At 45.7% G+C, this 17,900-nt stretch carries 14 protein-coding genes; 9 read left to right on the top strand and 5 right to left on the bottom strand.

From position 1 onward, the window contains the following. The first annotated feature begins 52 nt into the window (after positions 1–52). A complete protein-coding gene (gene ilvD / locus AO382_RS04770; protein WP_064618616.1) occupies positions 53–1,951 on the top strand; it encodes a dihydroxy-acid dehydratase in 1,899 nt (632 codons plus the stop codon). A gap of 144 nt (positions 1,952–2,095) precedes the next feature. After that, the gene (locus AO382_RS04765; protein ID WP_064618615.1) at positions 2,096–2,497 is read left to right on the top strand and encodes a hypothetical protein; all 402 of its coding nucleotides are present in this window, start codon (positions 2,096–2,098) and stop codon (positions 2,495–2,497) included. 59 nt (positions 2,498–2,556) lie between these two features. Here the strand turns inward: AO382_RS04765 and hpt are convergent, their stop codons facing one another. From hpt to AO382_RS04745, 4 genes are all read right to left on the bottom strand, one after another. After that, on the bottom strand, positions 2,557–3,093 hold the full coding sequence (hpt, locus tag AO382_RS04760; protein ID WP_064618614.1) for a hypoxanthine phosphoribosyltransferase: 537 nt from the start codon (positions 3,091–3,093) through the stop codon (positions 2,557–2,559). A gap of 88 nt (positions 3,094–3,181) precedes the next feature. After that, positions 3,182–4,441 (bottom strand): serine hydrolase domain-containing protein, encoded by a 1,260-nt coding sequence (locus tag AO382_RS04755; protein ID WP_064618613.1) that lies wholly within the window; start codon positions 4,439–4,441, stop codon positions 3,182–3,184. 76 nt (positions 4,442–4,517) lie between these two features. Beyond that, positions 4,518–5,414 carry a MaoC family dehydratase gene (locus AO382_RS04750; protein WP_064618612.1) on the bottom strand — a complete coding sequence of 299 codons (897 nt, stop codon included), beginning with the start codon at positions 5,412–5,414 and terminating at the stop codon, positions 4,518–4,520. A 94-nt stretch (positions 5,415–5,508) separates the two neighbouring features. Then, a complete protein-coding gene (locus AO382_RS04745) occupies positions 5,509–6,876 on the bottom strand; it encodes a 3-oxoacyl-ACP reductase (RefSeq protein ID WP_064618611.1) in 1,368 nt (455 codons plus the stop codon). A 328-nt stretch (positions 6,877–7,204) separates the two neighbouring features. Between AO382_RS04745 and AO382_RS04740 the strand changes: the two genes are divergently transcribed. Continuing rightward, positions 7,205–8,488 carry an acetyl-CoA C-acetyltransferase gene (locus tag AO382_RS04740; RefSeq protein ID WP_064610418.1) on the top strand — a complete coding sequence of 428 codons (1,284 nt, stop codon included), beginning with the start codon at positions 7,205–7,207 and terminating at the stop codon, positions 8,486–8,488. A 107-nt stretch (positions 8,489–8,595) separates the two neighbouring features. On the opposite strand, the gene ruvB is transcribed toward AO382_RS04740, so the two are convergent. Beyond that, the gene (gene ruvB, locus AO382_RS04735) at positions 8,596–9,585 is read right to left on the bottom strand and encodes a Holliday junction branch migration DNA helicase RuvB (RefSeq protein WP_064618609.1); all 990 of its coding nucleotides are present in this window, start codon (positions 9,583–9,585) and stop codon (positions 8,596–8,598) included. 297 nt (positions 9,586–9,882) lie between these two features. Between ruvB and AO382_RS04730 the strand changes: the two genes are divergently transcribed. The 6 genes from AO382_RS04730 (at position 9,883) to AO382_RS04705 (ending at position 17,822) form a co-directional block, all read left to right on the top strand. Further along, complete coding sequence (locus AO382_RS04730; RefSeq protein ID WP_227513629.1) at positions 9,883–10,368, top strand: MCR_0457 family protein; 486 nt, start codon at positions 9,883–9,885, stop codon at positions 10,366–10,368. A 100-nt stretch (positions 10,369–10,468) separates the two neighbouring features. Continuing rightward, positions 10,469–11,467 carry a porphobilinogen synthase gene (gene hemB, locus AO382_RS04725; RefSeq protein WP_064618605.1) on the top strand — a complete coding sequence of 333 codons (999 nt, stop codon included), beginning with the start codon at positions 10,469–10,471 and terminating at the stop codon, positions 11,465–11,467. A 268-nt stretch (positions 11,468–11,735) separates the two neighbouring features. Then, the gene (locus AO382_RS04720; RefSeq protein ID WP_064618603.1) at positions 11,736–14,066 is read left to right on the top strand and encodes an NADP-dependent malic enzyme; all 2,331 of its coding nucleotides are present in this window, start codon (positions 11,736–11,738) and stop codon (positions 14,064–14,066) included. Between the two features lie 102 nt (positions 14,067–14,168). After that, positions 14,169–15,341 carry a tRNA nucleotidyltransferase gene (locus AO382_RS04715; RefSeq protein ID WP_064618601.1) on the top strand — a complete coding sequence of 391 codons (1,173 nt, stop codon included), beginning with the start codon at positions 14,169–14,171 and terminating at the stop codon, positions 15,339–15,341. Positions 15,342–15,366: 25 nt separating this feature from the next. After that, the gene (locus tag AO382_RS04710; RefSeq protein WP_064618599.1) at positions 15,367–16,134 is read left to right on the top strand and encodes a pteridine reductase; all 768 of its coding nucleotides are present in this window, start codon (positions 15,367–15,369) and stop codon (positions 16,132–16,134) included. Between the two features lie 299 nt (positions 16,135–16,433). Further along, positions 16,434–17,822 carry an APC family permease gene (locus AO382_RS04705; protein ID WP_064618598.1) on the top strand — a complete coding sequence of 463 codons (1,389 nt, stop codon included), beginning with the start codon at positions 16,434–16,436 and terminating at the stop codon, positions 17,820–17,822. The last annotated feature ends 78 nt before the right edge of the window (positions 17,823–17,900 follow it).

Raw genomic sequence — 17,900 nt, 5'->3', positions numbered from 1 at the left:
AGGTCAACGCTGACAATCAAGCAACCCAAAGCCATCAAATTAAGGAATATGTATGCCAATTTATCGCTCAAAAACTTCCACCGCAGGTCGCAACATGGCAGGGGCTAGGGCTTTGTGGCGTGCCACTGGCATGACCGATGCCGATTTTCAAAAACCCATCATTGCCATTGCCAATTCCTTTACCCAATTTGTTCCAGGGCATGTGCATCTTAAAGACATGGGGCAACTGGTCGCTCGTGAGATTGAAAAGGCAGGCGGGGTGGCAAAAGAGTTTAATACCATCGCTGTTGATGATGGCATTGCCATGGGGCATTCAGGCATGCTCTATAGCTTACCAAGCCGTGATTTGATTGCTGATAGTGTTGAATATATGGTCAATGCCCATTGTGCGGACGCATTGGTGTGTATTTCAAACTGCGATAAAATCACTCCAGGCATGTTGATGGCAGCGATGCGTCTAAATATCCCCACCATCTTTGTGTCTGGCGGTCCGATGGAAGCTGGCAAGGTACTCGCTGACGAAACCAAAGATGGTCACATGGCACACGAAACCATCACCAACGACTCTGGTCAAAAAGTACGCAAACTTGACTTGGTCGATGCGATGATCGATGCGGCAGATGATCTGATCAGCGATGAAGATGTGGCAAATGTGGAGCGCTCTGCCTGCCCAACCTGCGGCTCATGTTCGGGCATGTTTACCGCCAACTCAATGAACTGCCTAACCGAAGCACTGGGCTTATCTTTGCCTGGTAACGGTTCGTTATTAGCGACGCACGCCAAGCGCAAGGACTTATTCTTAGAAGCCGGTCGAATGATCGTTGAGATCACCAAGCGCTATTATGATAACGATGACAGCTCAGTACTGCCAAGAAGCATCACCACCAAAGCCGCCTTTGAAAACGCCATGAGCTTAGACATTGCGATGGGCGGCTCGACCAACACGATCTTACACCTTTTGGCAGCAGCCAGTGAAGCAGGCGTGAACTTTAAGATGGCGGACATTGATCGCCTATCTCGATCAGTGCCCTGCCTATCAAAAGTCGCGCCTGCGACCCAAAAATACCACATGGAAGATGTGCACCGTGCAGGTGGCGTAATGGGCATTTTGGCAGAACTTGACAGAGCCAATCTTTTGGACACCTCTGTACCAACTATCCACGCCCCCACTATGGCAGCGGCGCTGGCGCGCTGGGATGTGATGAATCCTGATAATATAGAAGCGCGCGAACGCTACATCGCTGCGCCTGGTGGTGTACGCACCACCGAAGCCTTTAGCCAAAATAAAGTTTGGGGCAATCTTGACCTAAACCGAGAATCAGGATGCATCCGCTCAAAAGAGCACGCCTATTCTCAGGACGGCGGTTTAGCGGTATTATTTGGTAATATCGCTGAACGCGGCTGCGTGGTCAAGACCGCAGGTGTTGATGAAAGCATTTTGACTTTCACCGGTCGCGCCAGAGTATTTGAAAGCCAAGACTCGGCTGTCGAAGCCATCTTAGCCGATCAAATCGTCGCAGGGGATATTGTGATCATCCGCTATGAAGGTCCAAAAGGCGGACCTGGTATGCAAGAGATGCTCTACCCAACTTCTTATCTTAAATCAAAAGGTCTTGGCAAAGCCTGCGCGCTTTTGACCGACGGTCGATTCTCAGGCGGCACCTCAGGCTTATCCATTGGGCACGCCAGTCCTGAAGCTGCCGAAGGGGGCGCGATTGGCTTGGTCGAAGAGTTTGACACCATTCATATCGATATCCCAAACCGCCGCATTCACTTGGATGTCTCCGATGATGTGCTTGCCGACCGCCGCAGCGCCATGATCGCCAAAGGTAAAAACGCATGGAAACCTGTGAATCGTGAGCGCTATGTTTCCCAAGCGCTGCGCGCCTATGCCACGATGGCGACCAGTGCAGACACTGGTGCGGTGCGTGATGTCAGTCAAGTAGAATAAGCATTCAAGCATTTAGTCACTACAGAAATGACTCAGTAAAACCAAATTCTGACTGGATTTGGTTTTATTTTTAGGTGCGATCTTTTTATCGGCGTCTATCCGTGTTAAGATGTTAAGATAAGTTTCTTTAGATGAAGGATAATCATGAAAGTTTTAAATTTTGCCGCCGCGCTGATGACTGCCTTTGCCTTAGCAAGCTGTGCCAGCACCCCTGATGACAGTCAACAAAATAGCTCGGTCAATTTAGGAACCAGTTTAATAAAGCACGCAGTCAAACAAACTTGCCAAACTCAGCTGACCAATCATCAATATTGGAAAATTGCCACCATGAAATTGTCTTCAGAATCTCAAGCCAAGATTTCAGAGACCACATGTGGCTGCGTCGCTGATAAAGCACCTGAAGCGGTCAGCTTGACTGAACTTAGCATAGCCACCATTGATCCAAATGCGCGCGCTGAAGTTGCTCAAAAAATCGTGCTGCACTCGCTCAGACCCTGCATGCTAGAGACCGTCAATGCCCTGATCATGCCGACCACCACACGCTGATCAATAAAAAACCATCTTAAATTAAGATGGTTTTGGTTTTTAAATGCGCTTTTACTGATTTATAGCCCAATTTCACCGATAAATGGTAAGTGGCGATATTTTTGATCATAATCCAGACCATAGCCCACAATAAAACGATCTTCAACCTCAAAGCCGCAGAAACTCACCGCCATCGGAATCTCGCGGCGCGATGGCTTACTTACCAAGGTACAGATTTCAATAGAGTTCGGCTCGCGCGTTTGTAGGATCTCAACCACTTTTGATAAAGTACGTCCTGAATCGATGATATCTTCAATGATCAGCACATCTTTACCCTTGATCTCGCTATCCAGATCTTTGATAATCTTGACATCGCCGCTAGATACCGTGGTCTTATTGATGTAGCTTGAAACGGTCATAAAGTCAATTTCGTGCAGCTTATCAATCTCACGGCACAAATCCGCCATAAAAATTACCGAACCGCGCAACAGGCCGACCAATACCAGCTCTTTGTCGCTACCTGCATAGCGCGCGTTGATCTGTACGCCTAGCTCTCTGACCTTGGCGGCGATTTCTTCGCTTGAAATCATGACATTTAATTGACGTGGTTCGTTCATGACGACTCCTGATAACAATGATTAAAATAATTTAATAAAAGACAGCCGATTGTGTCAAGTCATCCAAAGACTACTGCAGGCTTTTTATTCATAGATTTGCCAAAGCCATCTCAGATAATGCAAATTGTCGCACATCATTGAGCATGGTAGTATCAAAATTATGGATAAACACAAATGCCAAACGGCGACTGGGATCACAAAAAGCAACCGAGCCATTATAGCCCATATGCCCATAGCCCTCTGGAACATCCTGCAAGCTAAATACTCGATGAAATCCCATCCGCCAGCGCATATTTGCCGGCATGACCGCATCATAGCCATCTGTCTGAATCGTACGCATTTTGGATAATGTATCCGCCCCAATAATCGTGCGCCCTTGCCAGACGCCATCAGCCGCGTGTATGGCATAGATGCGCGCCAAAGCATTGGCAGTTGAGACGCCATTTGCGGCAGGTACGGTGGCTGTCAGCACATCACGGCGATGGTACTCTAGCCCATCTTTGGCATTTGGCATGAGTGCATTTTTATAATTAGCAAGGTTCATGTAAGCCGTATCAAAATATAAGCGATTGATATTGGCAGTGCTGATCGGCTTATCGCCCAATGCCTCACGCCATAAATGACTGGCTGGCAGATTTGCCAAAGTGCTTAGGATTTGATCACTGTCAGGCTTAAGAACAGGCTTACGGCGAGGGGAGTTTTTGCTGGGCTGTTCATAAAAATAGCGCTCAGGTTTAGCAATTTGATGAACCAAAGCGTCATCTACACCAAAATACAGCTCGCCAACCACCCCTAAGGGCTGAGCCAAATACTCATTGAGCGCTTCATTGAGTGACATGCCGGTGACACGTTCGATTAGCCCACCAAGCACCCAGCCTGAGACCAGCGCACTATAAGCACTAACATACTGGTGCTCTTCTTGCGACTTAGGAACCTTAGTAGGCATGGCTGCGATGCGCTCTAGCATCCCATCCCAATCAAGCAGTACATCAGCATCCGTCGTCACTGAGCTGATATCAAATAGCCCTGCGGTATGAGATAAAATTTGCTTAAGGAGAATATCGCTCTTACCATTTTGGGCAAACTCTTGCCAATAATCGCTCACATGCGCTTCATAATCCAACAGACCTTGATGGACAAGAGCGGCAACCAAAGTTGCCAGCACCCCTTTACCGATCGAGAAATTCACCGATAAAGTTTGCGATGACCATGGCAAATCTGGCAATGCAAGCCCCGTGGCAGTATTAACCACCTCTTGACCATCTTTATAAATGACCAATGCCCCACCAGCAGGCACATCATCAAACTGTAGTGCCTTTAGCACCTGTGTAAAGTCTTGTTCAAGCATAGCTGTGGTAGATATCAATTTTTATGAACCAAAGCGCTTAAATGAATGTAAATCAAGCGCTTACATAAATCACTCATCATAAATAGGCAAGCGTGCCCACCAAGTGCACTTTTTCGCTGTCTTTGGCATATAGCCCAAATTCGATGCCAAGCTCATCAGGCGTATCGGTCATCAGCTCAATTTTTGATGGCAAAAATACAGGCAATTTAAACGACACATCCACACGATATGCTGTAGGTAGCCCAAAATGACGACTCATGGCAGCCAGGGAGCGCGCCTTGGTCCACATGCCATGAGCGATCGCCTTGGGAAAGCCAAAAGCACGCGCCGACAGAGGGTGCAAGTGAATCAAGTTAAAATCACCAGATACAAAGGCGTATCTACGACCGATATCCTCTTCAACATTGATCGCCAAAAACAGCCCCTCATCCGATTTGGCAGGCTTTGAAAAAACAGGCTTAGCAGCCTCTGGCTTGGCGGCTTGTCTTTGCTCTTTAGATTTTTTTTGACGAGACAGATAAGTGGATACGCCTTCCCATACCACTTCTTCATCCACCCAGACAGTGGTCACAAAATCAAACTGCTGACCTTTATCATGCGCACGCAAATTATCCAAGCGCACTGACAGACGCACCGTTTCTGTATCAAAAATCACACGATGCTGAGTGACGCTGTTTTCGACATGCACCAGTCCAAGCATGGCAAAAGGAAAATCTGGTTTTGCCATCATGTTCATTTGCAAAGTTTGTGACAGCACCGCAAAATAAGTTGCTGGCACACGCCCATCATCCAAAAAGCCACAAATCTTACGATATTCGCGCAAGTTATTTTGATCAATGGCAAGCTTATCTACTGTATAGACTGAGCTTGGCAGGTCTTTTGCCTTGGTGTCCGAAGACGGCAGTAAGCTTTTGATGACATTGGCGTAGGTCGTGTGCATTTTTGGCAATTCGCTAAAATGTTTGTCCGACATAATTTTTTCCTTCATGACCTATGATGGCTTAATAAATGATAAATTAGCAAGGCATTGGATGGTCAATACCCTCCAATGCCAAGCTTAAAGCAAATTAGGCGCCAAGTACGCTTTGACCACAGACGCGCACCACATTACCGTTGAGACCGCCAGCCTTTGGTGACAATAGCCAAGCGATGGTTTCTGCCACATCCACAGGCTCACCGCCTTGGCTCATGGAGTTCATGCGGCGACCTGCTTCACGGATGGCAAATGGGATTTGACCTGTCATTTTGGTCTCAATAAAGCCAGGCGCCACCGCATTAATGGTGCGTGCTGAGTCTTCAAATACCTTGGCAGTCGCCTCAACCAGACCAATAACGCCTGCTTTACTCATGGCATAATTTGACTGACCCAAGTTACCAGCGATGCCTGAAATGGATGATACGCACACGATACGTGCAGCGTCACTCAGCCCATTGTGATTGATCAAATAATCATTCACGCGGTGGATGGCGCCTAAGTTGATGTTCATGACCAAATTCCATTTATCTTCGGTCATCTTAGCCAAAGTTTTATCACGAGTAACACCGGCATTATGCACCACGCCATCAAGCGCACCGCAAGCACGCACGATCTGCTCACCGGCATCTTCAGCTGTGATGTCCAGCGGCAGCGCATGACCACCAATCTGACCTGCGACTTTTTGTAGATTGGCGAGACTGGCAGGCACATCTAGGCAGTACACCTTGGCGCCATCACGAGCCAGCACCTCTGCGATCGCCTGACCGATGCCACGGCTTGCGCCTGTGACTAGGATTTTTTTGCCTTGAAGAGACTCCTCAGTTTGGGCTAAAGCTTTGGTCAAATAAATCGGCTGACCCGAAACGTAGGCAGATTTGGCTGACATAAAAAATTCAAGCGTATGCGCAAGCTCGCTTTCAGCGCCTTTTTGAACATAAATCACTTGTGCGGTGATACCACGCTTAAATTCTTTGGCGATAGATTTGACAAAGCCAAGCACCGCACGCTGCGCCAAGCTAAAGCCAATGTCATCACCTGTGCAGCAGTCAGGACGCGCAATGACAAGGACTCTGCCCGACGCCTTGATACGGCGAGCAATCGGATGAAAAAAGTCATACACTTGCTTAAGCTCATCAGTGCTTTTGATATTCGTGGCATCAAAGATCGCCACCTTAAAACGAGCATTGTCATCTTTTAGGCGATCGCTGAGCGAAGTGGTTTTTAGGTTGGTGAAAGTGGCATCGGTATTGACTTTGGCTTCATAACCACCCAAAATCTCAGCCAAAGCACTCTGCACAGCGGCATCTTCACCACTTGCCACACCCAGGGCAACTTCGCCGCGCACCACAGGCTGACCTGATTCATAACGGTCAAGCTTCATCGGCATCGGCAAACCTAAATTTTTGGCAACTTTTTTACCTAATGGTGATTGAACCAATTCTCCATAACGATCGCTCATAAGCGGACTCCTAATTTTAATGTTTAATGAATGATATGATTGCTTGGTCACGGAGGCGCATTGTGCTCACAGCGTAACGAAACGATGAAATATGACAATTTATTGTACCATAAAATCATGAATTTGAAGAAATCGGTACAAACTTAATACTCAAAAACTGCCATTTATTTACATTTGGTTATACAAAATATTTTTTGTATAATAATTTGTAATTAAAGCCCGAAAATTTCCCACAGGGCGCGCTAATAATGCTAAGCTAAGCCGTGAATTGCTCAAGCTTCGATATGATTCGGCTTTTCATTTTTATTAACGATATTAAGGATATTTTATGAGCTTAAATAAAGTTGCCGTTTTGGGCGGTAATCGCATTCCTTTTGCACGCAGTAATGGCGTGTATGCTGACGCCAGTAACACAGATATGCTGACCGCCGCCTTAGATGGTTTGGTCGCGCGTTTTGATTTGGCAGGCAAAGAAATTGGTGAAGTCGTGGCAGGTACTGTACTTAAGCACAGCCGAGACTTAAACCTAACCCGTGAAGCGGTACTTAATACTGATCTGCCTGCGACAACGCCTGCCTATGATCTGTCTCAGGCGTGTGGCACTGGACTACAAGCAGCATTTGCGGTGGCGAATAAAATCGCGCTTGGTCTGATCGACAGCGGCATTGCAGGTGGTACCGATACCACGTCTGATGCACCGATTGAGCTAGGTGATGGTCTGCGTAAGCCGCTACTTCGTTTAGGTAATGCCAAAACTGCCAAACAGCGCCTATCTGCAATCAGTACAATCAATCCAAAAGATTTATTAGCTTTTCCTCAAAATGGTGAGCCGCGCACTCGTCTATCGATGGGTGAGCATCAAGCCATCACCGCCCTTGAGTGGAACATTAGCCGCGCTGATCAAGATGAGCTTGCTTATAAAAGCCATCAAAACTTGGCGCGCGCATACGAATCAGGCTTTTTTGATGATTTGATCACGCCATACAAAGGCTTGACCAAAGATAATAATCTGCGTCCTGATACCACACTTGAAAAATTGGCAAGCCTAAAACCTGCTTTCGGCAAGAAAAACGCCAACCCAACCATGACCGCGGGCAACTCTACGCCGCTGACCGATGGCGCCTCTGCGGTACTGCTATCAAATGAAGCATGGGCAAAAGAACATGGCTATGAGCCGCTTGCCTATATCACTCATCAGCAAACAGCGGCAGTGGATTTTATTGGTAAAGAAGGTTTGACCGAAGGTCTATTGATGGCGCCTGCTTATGCAGTGCCTAAGATGCTCAAGCGTGCAGGTTTGACTTTGCAAGATTTTGATTTTTATGAAATTCATGAAGCTTTTGCCTCACAAGTGCTGTCAACTCTAGCCGCTTGGGAAGATGAGACTTTCTGTAAAACTCGCTTAGGCTTAGATGCACCACTGGGCAGCATCGATCGTAGCAAGCTCAATGTCAATGGCTCAAGCTTAGCAGCAGGGCATCCATTTGCAGCGACAGGCGGACGCATCTTAGCAAGTGCCGCCAAACTATTGGCTCAAAAAGGCTCAGGCAGAGCGCTTATCTCTATCTGTGCTGCTGGCGGTCAAGGCGTCGTGTGTATCTTAGAAAGATGATTGATTAACATTCAAATAAAACCCCCATTATCCTACTGGATGATGGGGGTTTTATTGATAAAAAATTGATCTAATAAACCATTATTTTATAGCAATTTTAAACAATATCACTCAAGCACATCCATCTTTACCACCTTGTCTGAGATAATCCGCCCTTTACTGGTGCGCTGGATATAGCCTTGCTGTAATAAATATGGCTCAATCACATCCTCAAGCGTCCCTCGATCCTCAGCCATCGCCGCCGCGAGAGCCTCCACGCCTGCAGGACCACCATGAAATCTTTGGGACAGCACCGCCAAATAACGGCGATCCAGCTGATCTAGCCCCTGCTTATCCACAGCCAACATATCTAGCGCTGCAGAAGCAATATCTGCCGTCACCACACCATTCCCCTTGATCTCAGCATAGTCGCGTACGCGTCTTAGCAAGCGATTGGCAATGCGCGGCGTCCCTCGGCTACGATGCGCCACTTCTAACGCCCCACCGTCATCCATCGCAACCCCCAAGAGTCTGGCTGAACGCTTGACGATCGTGGTCAAATCCTCAACATTATAAAATTCAAGTCTTTGAACAATCCCAAAACGGTCAAATAAAGGTGCCGACAAAAGCCCTGCGCGTGTGGTGGCAGCCACCAAAGTAAAGGGCGGCAAATCCAGCTTAATCGATCGAGCAGCAGGACCCTCACCGATCATGATATCTAGCTGATAATCCTCCATCGCAGGGTATAATATCTCCTCAATCACGGGGCTGAGTCGATGAATCTCATCAATAAACAGCACATCGCCCGCCTCAAGATTGGTCAAGATCGCCGCCAAATCCCCTGCTCGCTCAAGCACAGGTCCTGAAGTTGAGCGCAAATTACCGCCCATCTCGCGCGCGATGATATTTGCCAAAGTAGTCTTGCCCAAGCCTGGCGGACCAAAAATCAGCGTATGATCCAACGCCTCTCCGCGCGCTCTAGCAGCAGGAATAAAGACCTGCATCTGCTCACGCACTTTTGGCTGTCCGATATATTCATCCAAACTGCTGGGACGAATGGCGCGGTCAGCGGCGTCGTCTTTTTTGGCATTTGGGTCAATTAAGCGATTTTCTAACATAATTTTTATTTTAAATGAGAATATAAAAGTCTATTTTAGCACAAATCCTTATCCAAAACCGATCCACCAAAATGTCAAAAATCAAGCATTTTTATCAAAAAATTGAAAAATAAGCGTATCAAGCGAAAGAAATCTCCCCAACTTTTGCCAATGTGTTACCAAATCAGAAGATATGCTACAATACACATACATATTGTGTGGGATTTTTTTACTAAAAAAACTTATCATAGGCACTTATCATAAGCCAGCCCAAAATTGATTGATTTGATAATGAAAGTGCTTTTTAAAGCCCCTCTTATGACGATAACGCCTCGGCTTGAGGTCACGACGCTACGAGATAACGCTCGTTTGTTTTTGAGCTGCACACAAAGTAACGCTCATAGACTTGGGATGATGCTCATTGTGATGCTAAGTTTGGGTGTGTGCGCTGCTGCCTCGGCAAATAATACCACGCCTCGCTATCAGCGCATCTCAAGCCCTCAAGCCGTCAGCACTCAAGAGATTTATCTAACAGCGACACAGTATGAGCTGGCATTGATTCAAGTTCTATCCGAGATTTGCCCACCTGTGCTCAATGCTCGCCAAAAAGCCAATTTTAATCGTGCTTATGACAGACAGTTGCGTATTTTTATGCCGTACTCAGCTGACCCCTATCAAAGCTTAAGACAGCTTAGTGCTCAGCGTGAGTATCGCATCATTTTGCATAATGTGCGTGCATGGACAGCCAGCTTTCCTGCTAGCGAAAATCGGGCACTTTGCTATGAGTTTGCTGCTGCCGCTTAAAAGTTCGCTCCACGCTATTTAATTTGATATAATAATATTTGATAATATAATAGATAATATAATATAAATCACTCAAACACGCTAAGATCTGAGAGCTTTTATGTATACTTTTAATCGTCAATTTCCCCATACTCGCCTGCGTCGGCTACGCATCTCTGATGGTATTCGTGAGATGGTGCGTGAGACAAATTTAGCACCGTGTCATTTGATTGCACCTGTCTTTGTCATTGAAGGCATGAGCCAAAAACAATCCATTCACAGCATGCCAAATGTCTATCGCTACTCGATTGATTTGTTGATTGATTATGTGCGTGAATTATATGCCGCTGGCGTGCGTATGATTGATATTTTTCCTGTCATTAACCCCAAGCTAAAAACGCCTGATGGTCAAGATGCCTATCACAACGATACGCTGGCGGTGCGTGCGGTGCGCGCTATCAAAGACGCGGTGCCGCAGATGATTGTCATGACAGATGTTGCACTTGATCCTTATACCACACATGGTCAAGACGGCATCATCGATGAGTCAGGCTATGTCATCAATGATATCACCACCGAAGCACTGATTAAGCAGACCCTAGCACACGCACAGGCTGGCGCCGACATCATCTCCCCAAGTGATATGATGGATGGACGCATCCAAGCAATGAGACAAGCACTTGAAAATGGTGGCTATGTCAATACTGCTATCATGGCGTACTCTGCCAAATATGCCTCCGCCTACTATGGGCCATTTCGTGATGCGGTCGGTTCATCAGGCAATTTAAAAGGTCACAAAAAACAATACCAAATGGATCCTGCCAACCGTGCAGAAGCATTGCATGAGGTTGCACTAGATATCCAAGAAGGGGCGGATATGGTGATGGTAAAACCTGGACAGCCGTACTTAGATATCGTGCGTGAGGTCAAAGATGCTTTTGGTGTGCCAACCTTTGCCTATCAAGTCTCGGGAGAATATGCCATGCATATGGCAGCCATCCAAAATGGCTGGCTCACCGATGCAGTTATTTTAGAAAGTTTAATCGGCTTTCGCCGTGCTGGTTGCGATGGTATTTTGACATATTTTGCACTTGATGCTGCCCGTATGCTAAACGACTAATACCCCCAAATACGCACCTAAAATCGCTTCAGCAACACTGAAGCGATTTTTATTGTGATGCGTTTTTTAATCATAAGTATGCAAAAGATAAGTTTGATATCACCTGAAAATTTTTCATATAATCAATAGGGTTTCACCTACCGCAAGTCTAAAAATCATGCTAGAATAACCAAAGTTTACCAAAAAATCGTGATATTTGGCGACGAAGAATAGCGGCTACTAACGCTATTTAAATCTGCTAAATTAACCCAATTATAATGGATATATTATGACCTCAGCAACAAGAGACCAAAAGGTTGACGATACCGCTTTTAATACCAATGCCGACCTACAAAAACAACAATTTGAACAAGCCGCATTACACTATCATGAGCACCCACGCCCGGGTAAAATCTCTATTACACCGACCAAAAAAATTGCCAACCAGCGGGATTTGGCATTAGCATACTCGCCTGGTGTTGCTGTTCCTTGCCTTGAAATTGAAAAAAACCCCAAACTTGCCGCCAAATATACCGCACGAAACAATTTAGTTGGTGTCATCACCAATGGTACTGCTGTGCTTGGCTTGGGTAATATCGGTGCATTAGCCTCAAAACCTGTTATGGAAGGCAAAGGTGTCTTATTTAAAAAATTTGCTGGTATCGATGTTTTTGATATTGAGATTAATCAAAATGACCCAGATAAGTTTATCGAAGCGGTCGCAAGCCTTGAGCCAACCTTTGGGGGCATTAACCTAGAAGACATCAAAGCACCAGAGTGCTTTAAGATTGAGCGTGAATTGCGTGAACGCATGAATATTCCTGTATTTCATGATGACCAGCATGGTACAGCCATCATTGCTGCCGCTGCTTTATTAAACGCTCTAAAACTGGTGAATAAAGATATCGCAGACATTAAAATTGTCTGCTCGGGTGCTGGTGCTGCTGCAATCAGTTGCCTTGAGCTTATCATCGCACTTGGTGCCAAACGCTCAAATATCTATGTGCTTGATTCTCGAGGCGTTATCACGACACGCCGTGACAACCTAGACGCCTCAAAACAGCTATTTGCCCAAGATACCGATGCGACTACTTTAAGCGAAGTGATTGATGATGCTGACTTTTTCTTGGGTCTGTCAGGTCCAGGTATTCTAACCCAAGATATGGTTAAACGCATGGCAGGCAATCCAATCATTTTTGCGCTTGCCAATCCAAATCCTGAGATTATGCCAGAGCTTGCCCATGCCGCTCGCCCAGATGTCATCATGGCAACAGGTCGCTCAGATTACCCCAACCAGGTCAATAATGCTTTGTGCTTCCCATACATCTTCCGCGGTGCGCTAGATGTGGGTGCTACCATCGTAAACGAAGAAATGAAGATCGCGTGTGTGCATGCCATCGCTGCCATGGCTCACACTGAAGTGTCACTCTTCGAAACCGATAAGAACACCGAAAACAAGCAATTTGGTCGTGAGTATCTGATCCCTGGACCGCTTGAGCCAAATTTGATCCTTAATATCGCCCCTGCTGTCGCAAAAGCTGCCATGGATTCTGGCGTGGCGACTTTACCCATCGAAGACTTTGATGCGTATCGCCAAACGCTGTCTGAATTTGTCTATAATTCAGCCTTGGCGATGAAGCCTGTCTTTACCCAAGCCAAGCAATCACCAAAACGCATCGTCTATGCCGAAGGCGAAGATGCTAACGTTTTACGTGCAGTGCAGGTCGTTGTTGATGAAAATATGGCAAAACCAATCGTCATCGGTCGCCCTGATGTCATTGAAGCAAAAATCAAAGAGTTGGGTCTGCGTTTAACAATGGGTGAGCATGTTGAGGTGGTTGATATCAATAATAACCCAAAACATGAACAATACTGGCAACACTACCATCAAGCCAACCATCGCTTGGGCGTATCTGCCGAACTTGCTCGCCGTGATATGCGCCGCAAAAGCTCGTTATTAGGTGCCATGATGGTTGAACAAGGCGACGCTGACGGCCTATTGTGCGGTACATTTGGTTATTATGATTTACACTTAAACTATGTCCGCCGCGTGATCGGTAAGCGCGAAGGCGTGAGCGACTACTACGCCATGAGCGGTGTGATTCTCCAAGATCGTACACTGTTTATTGCAGATCCTTATATTCATGAAGACCCAACGGCAGAGCAGATCGCCGAGATGACTGTGTTAGCAGCCCAAAGCGTGCGCCGATTTGGTGTTGAGCCACGTGTTGCGCTGCTGTCGCACTCTGATTTTGGTACTTCTCAGCGCGCCTCAGCGGTCAAGATGCGTGAAGCTTATCAGATCCTGCGTGGCATGAATGTAGATTTTGAGTTTGATGGTGAGATGCATGGTGATGCCGCTCTAGATGTACGCGTCCGCGAACAAAGCCATCCGTTTAGCACCCTACAAGGCTCAGCCAACCTATTGATCATGCCGACACTGGATGCGGCACACATCACCTTTAACTTGCTTAAATCAAGCAGTGGTGGCTCAGCCATCGGTCCGATCCTGCTAGGTGCAGATAAGCCTGTGCATATCCTGGTACCTGCATCGACAGCGCGCCGTATCGTCAATATGACCGCCGTCGTCGTCACAGACGCCCAAAAAGCAGATGCCTAAACTGCCTCACACCAAAATGCCAGCTGAATTGCTGGCATTTTTTATTGGATTTTTGGAAAATTATTGCTATATTTAATTTTTTCATCTTTATAAGGATTATCCATGCAAGTATATTTGGTTGGTGGTGCTGTGCGTGATGGCGTGCTTGGATTACCCGTCAAGGATAAAGATTTTATGGTTGTGGGTGCCACGCCTCAGATGCTGCTTGATCTGGGTTTTATACAAGTTGGGGCGGATTTTCCTGTATTTTTACATCCAAAGACGCACGCAGAGTATGCTTTAGCCCGCATTGAAAGAAAGTCAGGTATAGGGCACACAGCTTTTAAGGTGCATGCTGACCCAAGCGTCAGTCTTGAAGAGGACTTAATTCGACGGGATTTGACCATCAATGCACTGGCGATAGAGGTCAAAGATCTATTCGATGATACGCCCATGACCGGTGAAGTGCTTGATTTTTATGGTGGGCTAAAAGATGTCCAAGATCGCACCCTTCGGCATGTCTCACCTGCTTTTAGTGAAGACCCGCTCAGAGTTTTGCGCGTGGCAAGATTCTTTGCCCGCTTTGCACCACTTGACTTTAGCATTCATGATAGCACCGCTGCCCTCATGCAGACGATCGCAAGCTCAGGCGAGATGAGCAGTTTGAGTCGTGAGCGGCTGTACTCTGAATTTGCCAGGGCACTGATGGAAAATCAAGGCGACCAGTTCATTCGCTGCCTACATGACCTTGATATTTTATCATCCGTGCTGCCTGCACTATCCCAACATTTTATCAATTTCGATAATTATCAAGCCGCTATGACGCGCTTGACAAAAGCATGTCAGCTTAATCTGCCACTTGCATCGCGGCTGGCGGTACTTTTAAATGAATTGCCAGCAACAGATGCGGCAGATTGTCTGACACGGCTTAATGCTCCAAAGCACATCTGCCAATTTGTAAAAGCTTTTCAAAACCTGCATGATGCGCTGATCGCTCTGCCAGCGATTGACACTAAAGCGCTGCTGACTTTGATCGAACGCACGCAAGCACATAAAGACAGCGCCCAGCTCATACAGCTTTATGATACTTGCCATGCGTATCAAGGCAGTCCTTTGACTTATCCCAAGCAGTGGCTATTTGACGCCATTGCGCGCTATCAAAGCGTGACGATTGCTGACATTGATCCTGCCTTGACAGGCAAAGCCATCGGCGATGAGATGTCACGCCTGCGTGCCCAAGCTTTGCATGGGCTTTTGGGGAATTTTCAAACGGCATCTGCACTGACCGATTTTTAAATATAACAACAATCAAGGAATCGACATGACCAAAACTGCTCTAATCACGGGCGGTGCCAAGCGTATTGGTGCTGCCATTACAAATCTACTACACCAACATGGCTTTAATGTCATCATTCATTACTATACCAGTCAAGCTGAGGCGGACAAATTAAGCCACACACTCAACCAAATTCGACCAAATTCTGCAACAACGCTTTGTGCAAATTTAGACATCATTCATCACCAAGAACAACTGTCTGAATTTGGCAAACTGTGCATTGCCCAATTTGGTCGTATTGATGCGCTCATCCATAATGCATCTAGTTTTTATCCAAGTGATTTAAACGATACACATCAAACCCTGCTTAAGCATTGGGATAATTTATTCTTAACCAATGCTAAAGCACCGTTACTACTTAGTCATGCCTTATTGCCTGCCCTCAAAAAATCACACGGCTGTATCGTAAGTTTATTGGATATTCATGCTGATGCTAAGCCTTTTATTGGCTATCCCATCTATAATATGGCAAAAGCAGCACACCGCATGATGGTACAAAGCCTAGCCCTCGAGCTTGCCCCCGAGATTCGGATTAATGGGGTGTCGCCTGGTGTGAATATTTTCCCTGAAAATCATCATTCTTCATTTAGCCATCAAATAAAATCCGACCTCATCGCCTCTATTCCACTTGCTCGTATTGGCACCCCAGAAGAGATTGCTCAGGCTGTCTTATTTTTACTAAAAAGCTCCTACATAACAGGTCAAATTATTGCCATCGATGGCGGTCGCAGCCTGACCTTAAAGGGTGGCTGATACACAGATGTTAGACAGTTGGCTTAAATTTAAGATAAGATTTTTAACAATAAACCACTAAAATAACGCAAAAAATTGCTGACAAATTAAAGATTTTAGGCTAAAATTCACACACGCTTACATGGTTATCAATTTACCGTTACATTAGGTCAAATTGGTAGCCTCTTTATTTTGTTTAACCCTTGAAATTTTCGGAGCAGATAGCCTAATCGAACAACCGCCAAATCTTTTGGCACGATGAAGCTAAGTTCTCTTTTGTGTTCGCTGCATTTATGCACACTTAAAAGGAAATACCATCGTTGAATACCTCCTCTACCCCCAATGTCGCTCGCCTGCAGCGTAATTTAAGTTTGTGGCATGTGATCATTATTGGCCTTGCCTACATTCAGCCCATGACTTTACTAGATACTTTTGGCATGGTCTCTAAAGACAGTGGCGGTCATGTACCCATGTCATATATTTTTGCATTGGTGGCAATTTTGCTCACCTCGATCAGTTATGGTCATATGATTCGTGCTTATCCATCATCAGGTTCTGCTTATACTTATACCCAAAAATCTATTAATCCTTCCATGGGCTTTATGGTCGGTTGGTCAAGTTGGCTTGATTATTTATTATCTCCGTTAGTAAATATCATTTTGGCGGTAATTTATTTAGAAGCATTATTCCCTGCGGTCAATCATTGGGTTTGGGTTATTGGTTTGACGGCACTGATGACAGGCGTTAATCTTTTTGGCTCAAAAGCTGTGGCCTATTTTAACAGCTGGATTGTTTTTGTACAGCTGGCTGTCATTGCAGTCTTTGTTTTTTTAACTTACAATGCTCTGTCCGCAGGTCAAAATGCCGATGGCATCATTAGCCCTGAAAATGCTTATCATCTTTGGAGCATGGCACCCTTTTGGGACAGCATGACCTCTGTTGCAGCACTCATTACAGGTGCAACCATTTTGTGCTTCTCATTTACAGGATTTGACGCACTCTCAACATTAGCTGAAGAAACCAAAGACGCCAAAAACACTCTACCAAAAGCAATGATTTTAACGACTTTTATTGCTGGCGTTGTATTTATTATCAGCACTTATTTTATGCAACTGTATTTCCCAAATCATCCAGAAACTTATTTTAAACTCGTTGATGAAACACAACCTGAAATTTTAGAGGCTGTTGGTGGTGCGGTATTTAAGGCGGTGGTACTTGGATTTGCCATCGTTACAGTCATGGCATCAGGAATCTCAGCCCATGCAGGCGTTTCTCGCTTGATGTATGTGATGGGTCGTGATGGCGTGATTAGCAAAAATATTTTTGGTAAAATTCACCCAACTTTATTTACACCCGTCAATAATATTCTCATCGCTGGTGTTGTCGCACTAACCGCTGGCTTTGTCACACTTGAATCGGTGGTAAATCTAATCAGTTTTGGTGCTTTGACAGCATTTAGCTTTGTCAATATTTCTGTGTTATTCCATTATGTCTTTAGAAATAAATATGTGCATAATGCAAAAGATGTATTAAGCTATATCATCGTACCAATTGCAGGCTTTATCAGTGTGTTTTTAATGTGGTTGAAGGTTGACAAACTAACCTTTGAAGTGGGTCTATTTTGGGCTGCCATTGGCTTTATCTGGCTTGGCGTCAAAACTCGTGGTTTTAAAGCACCTGTCCCACAGTTTAAAGAAGAAGATGTTTAATCTTTGACAAAAAATATCCCAAATACTTTTGGGATATTTTTTATTAATAGATTGGTCAAATCATCATCTTGTTAGTCT

This window comes from Moraxella catarrhalis, from assembly GCF_001656295.1.
Taxonomy (GTDB): Bacteria; Pseudomonadota; Gammaproteobacteria; order Pseudomonadales; family Moraxellaceae; genus Moraxella; species Moraxella veridica.
Note: the sequence above shows the minus strand (reverse complement) of the source record. Positions and strands in the feature narration are given on the sequence as shown.

What these genes read in the sequence shown, in the direction of transcription:
- ilvD (WP_064618616.1), top strand. Translation starts at nt 53, where the DNA reads ATGCCAATTTATCGCTCAAAAACTTCCACCGCAGGTCGCAACATGGCA.
- AO382_RS04765 (WP_064618615.1), top strand. Translation starts at nt 2,096, where the DNA reads ATGAAAGTTTTAAATTTTGCCGCCGCGCTGATGACTGCCTTTGCCTTA.
- hpt (WP_064618614.1), bottom strand. Translation starts at nt 3,093, where the DNA reads ATGAACGAACCACGTCAATTAAATGTCATGATTTCAAGCGAAGAAATC.
- AO382_RS04755 (WP_064618613.1), bottom strand. Translation starts at nt 4,441, where the DNA reads ATGCTTGAACAAGACTTTACACAGGTGCTAAAGGCACTACAGTTTGAT.
- AO382_RS04750 (WP_064618612.1), bottom strand. Translation starts at nt 5,414, where the DNA reads ATGTCGGACAAACATTTTAGCGAATTGCCAAAAATGCACACGACCTAC.
- AO382_RS04745 (WP_064618611.1), bottom strand. Translation starts at nt 6,876, where the DNA reads ATGAGCGATCGTTATGGAGAATTGGTTCAATCACCATTAGGTAAAAAA.
- AO382_RS04740 (WP_064610418.1), top strand. Translation starts at nt 7,205, where the DNA reads ATGAGCTTAAATAAAGTTGCCGTTTTGGGCGGTAATCGCATTCCTTTT.
- ruvB (WP_064618609.1), bottom strand. Translation starts at nt 9,585, where the DNA reads ATGTTAGAAAATCGCTTAATTGACCCAAATGCCAAAAAAGACGACGCC.
- AO382_RS04730 (WP_227513629.1), top strand. Translation starts at nt 9,883, where the DNA reads ATGACGATAACGCCTCGGCTTGAGGTCACGACGCTACGAGATAACGCT.
- hemB (WP_064618605.1), top strand. Translation starts at nt 10,469, where the DNA reads ATGTATACTTTTAATCGTCAATTTCCCCATACTCGCCTGCGTCGGCTA.
- AO382_RS04720 (WP_064618603.1), top strand. Translation starts at nt 11,736, where the DNA reads ATGACCTCAGCAACAAGAGACCAAAAGGTTGACGATACCGCTTTTAAT.
- AO382_RS04715 (WP_064618601.1), top strand. Translation starts at nt 14,169, where the DNA reads ATGCAAGTATATTTGGTTGGTGGTGCTGTGCGTGATGGCGTGCTTGGA.
- AO382_RS04710 (WP_064618599.1), top strand. Translation starts at nt 15,367, where the DNA reads ATGACCAAAACTGCTCTAATCACGGGCGGTGCCAAGCGTATTGGTGCT.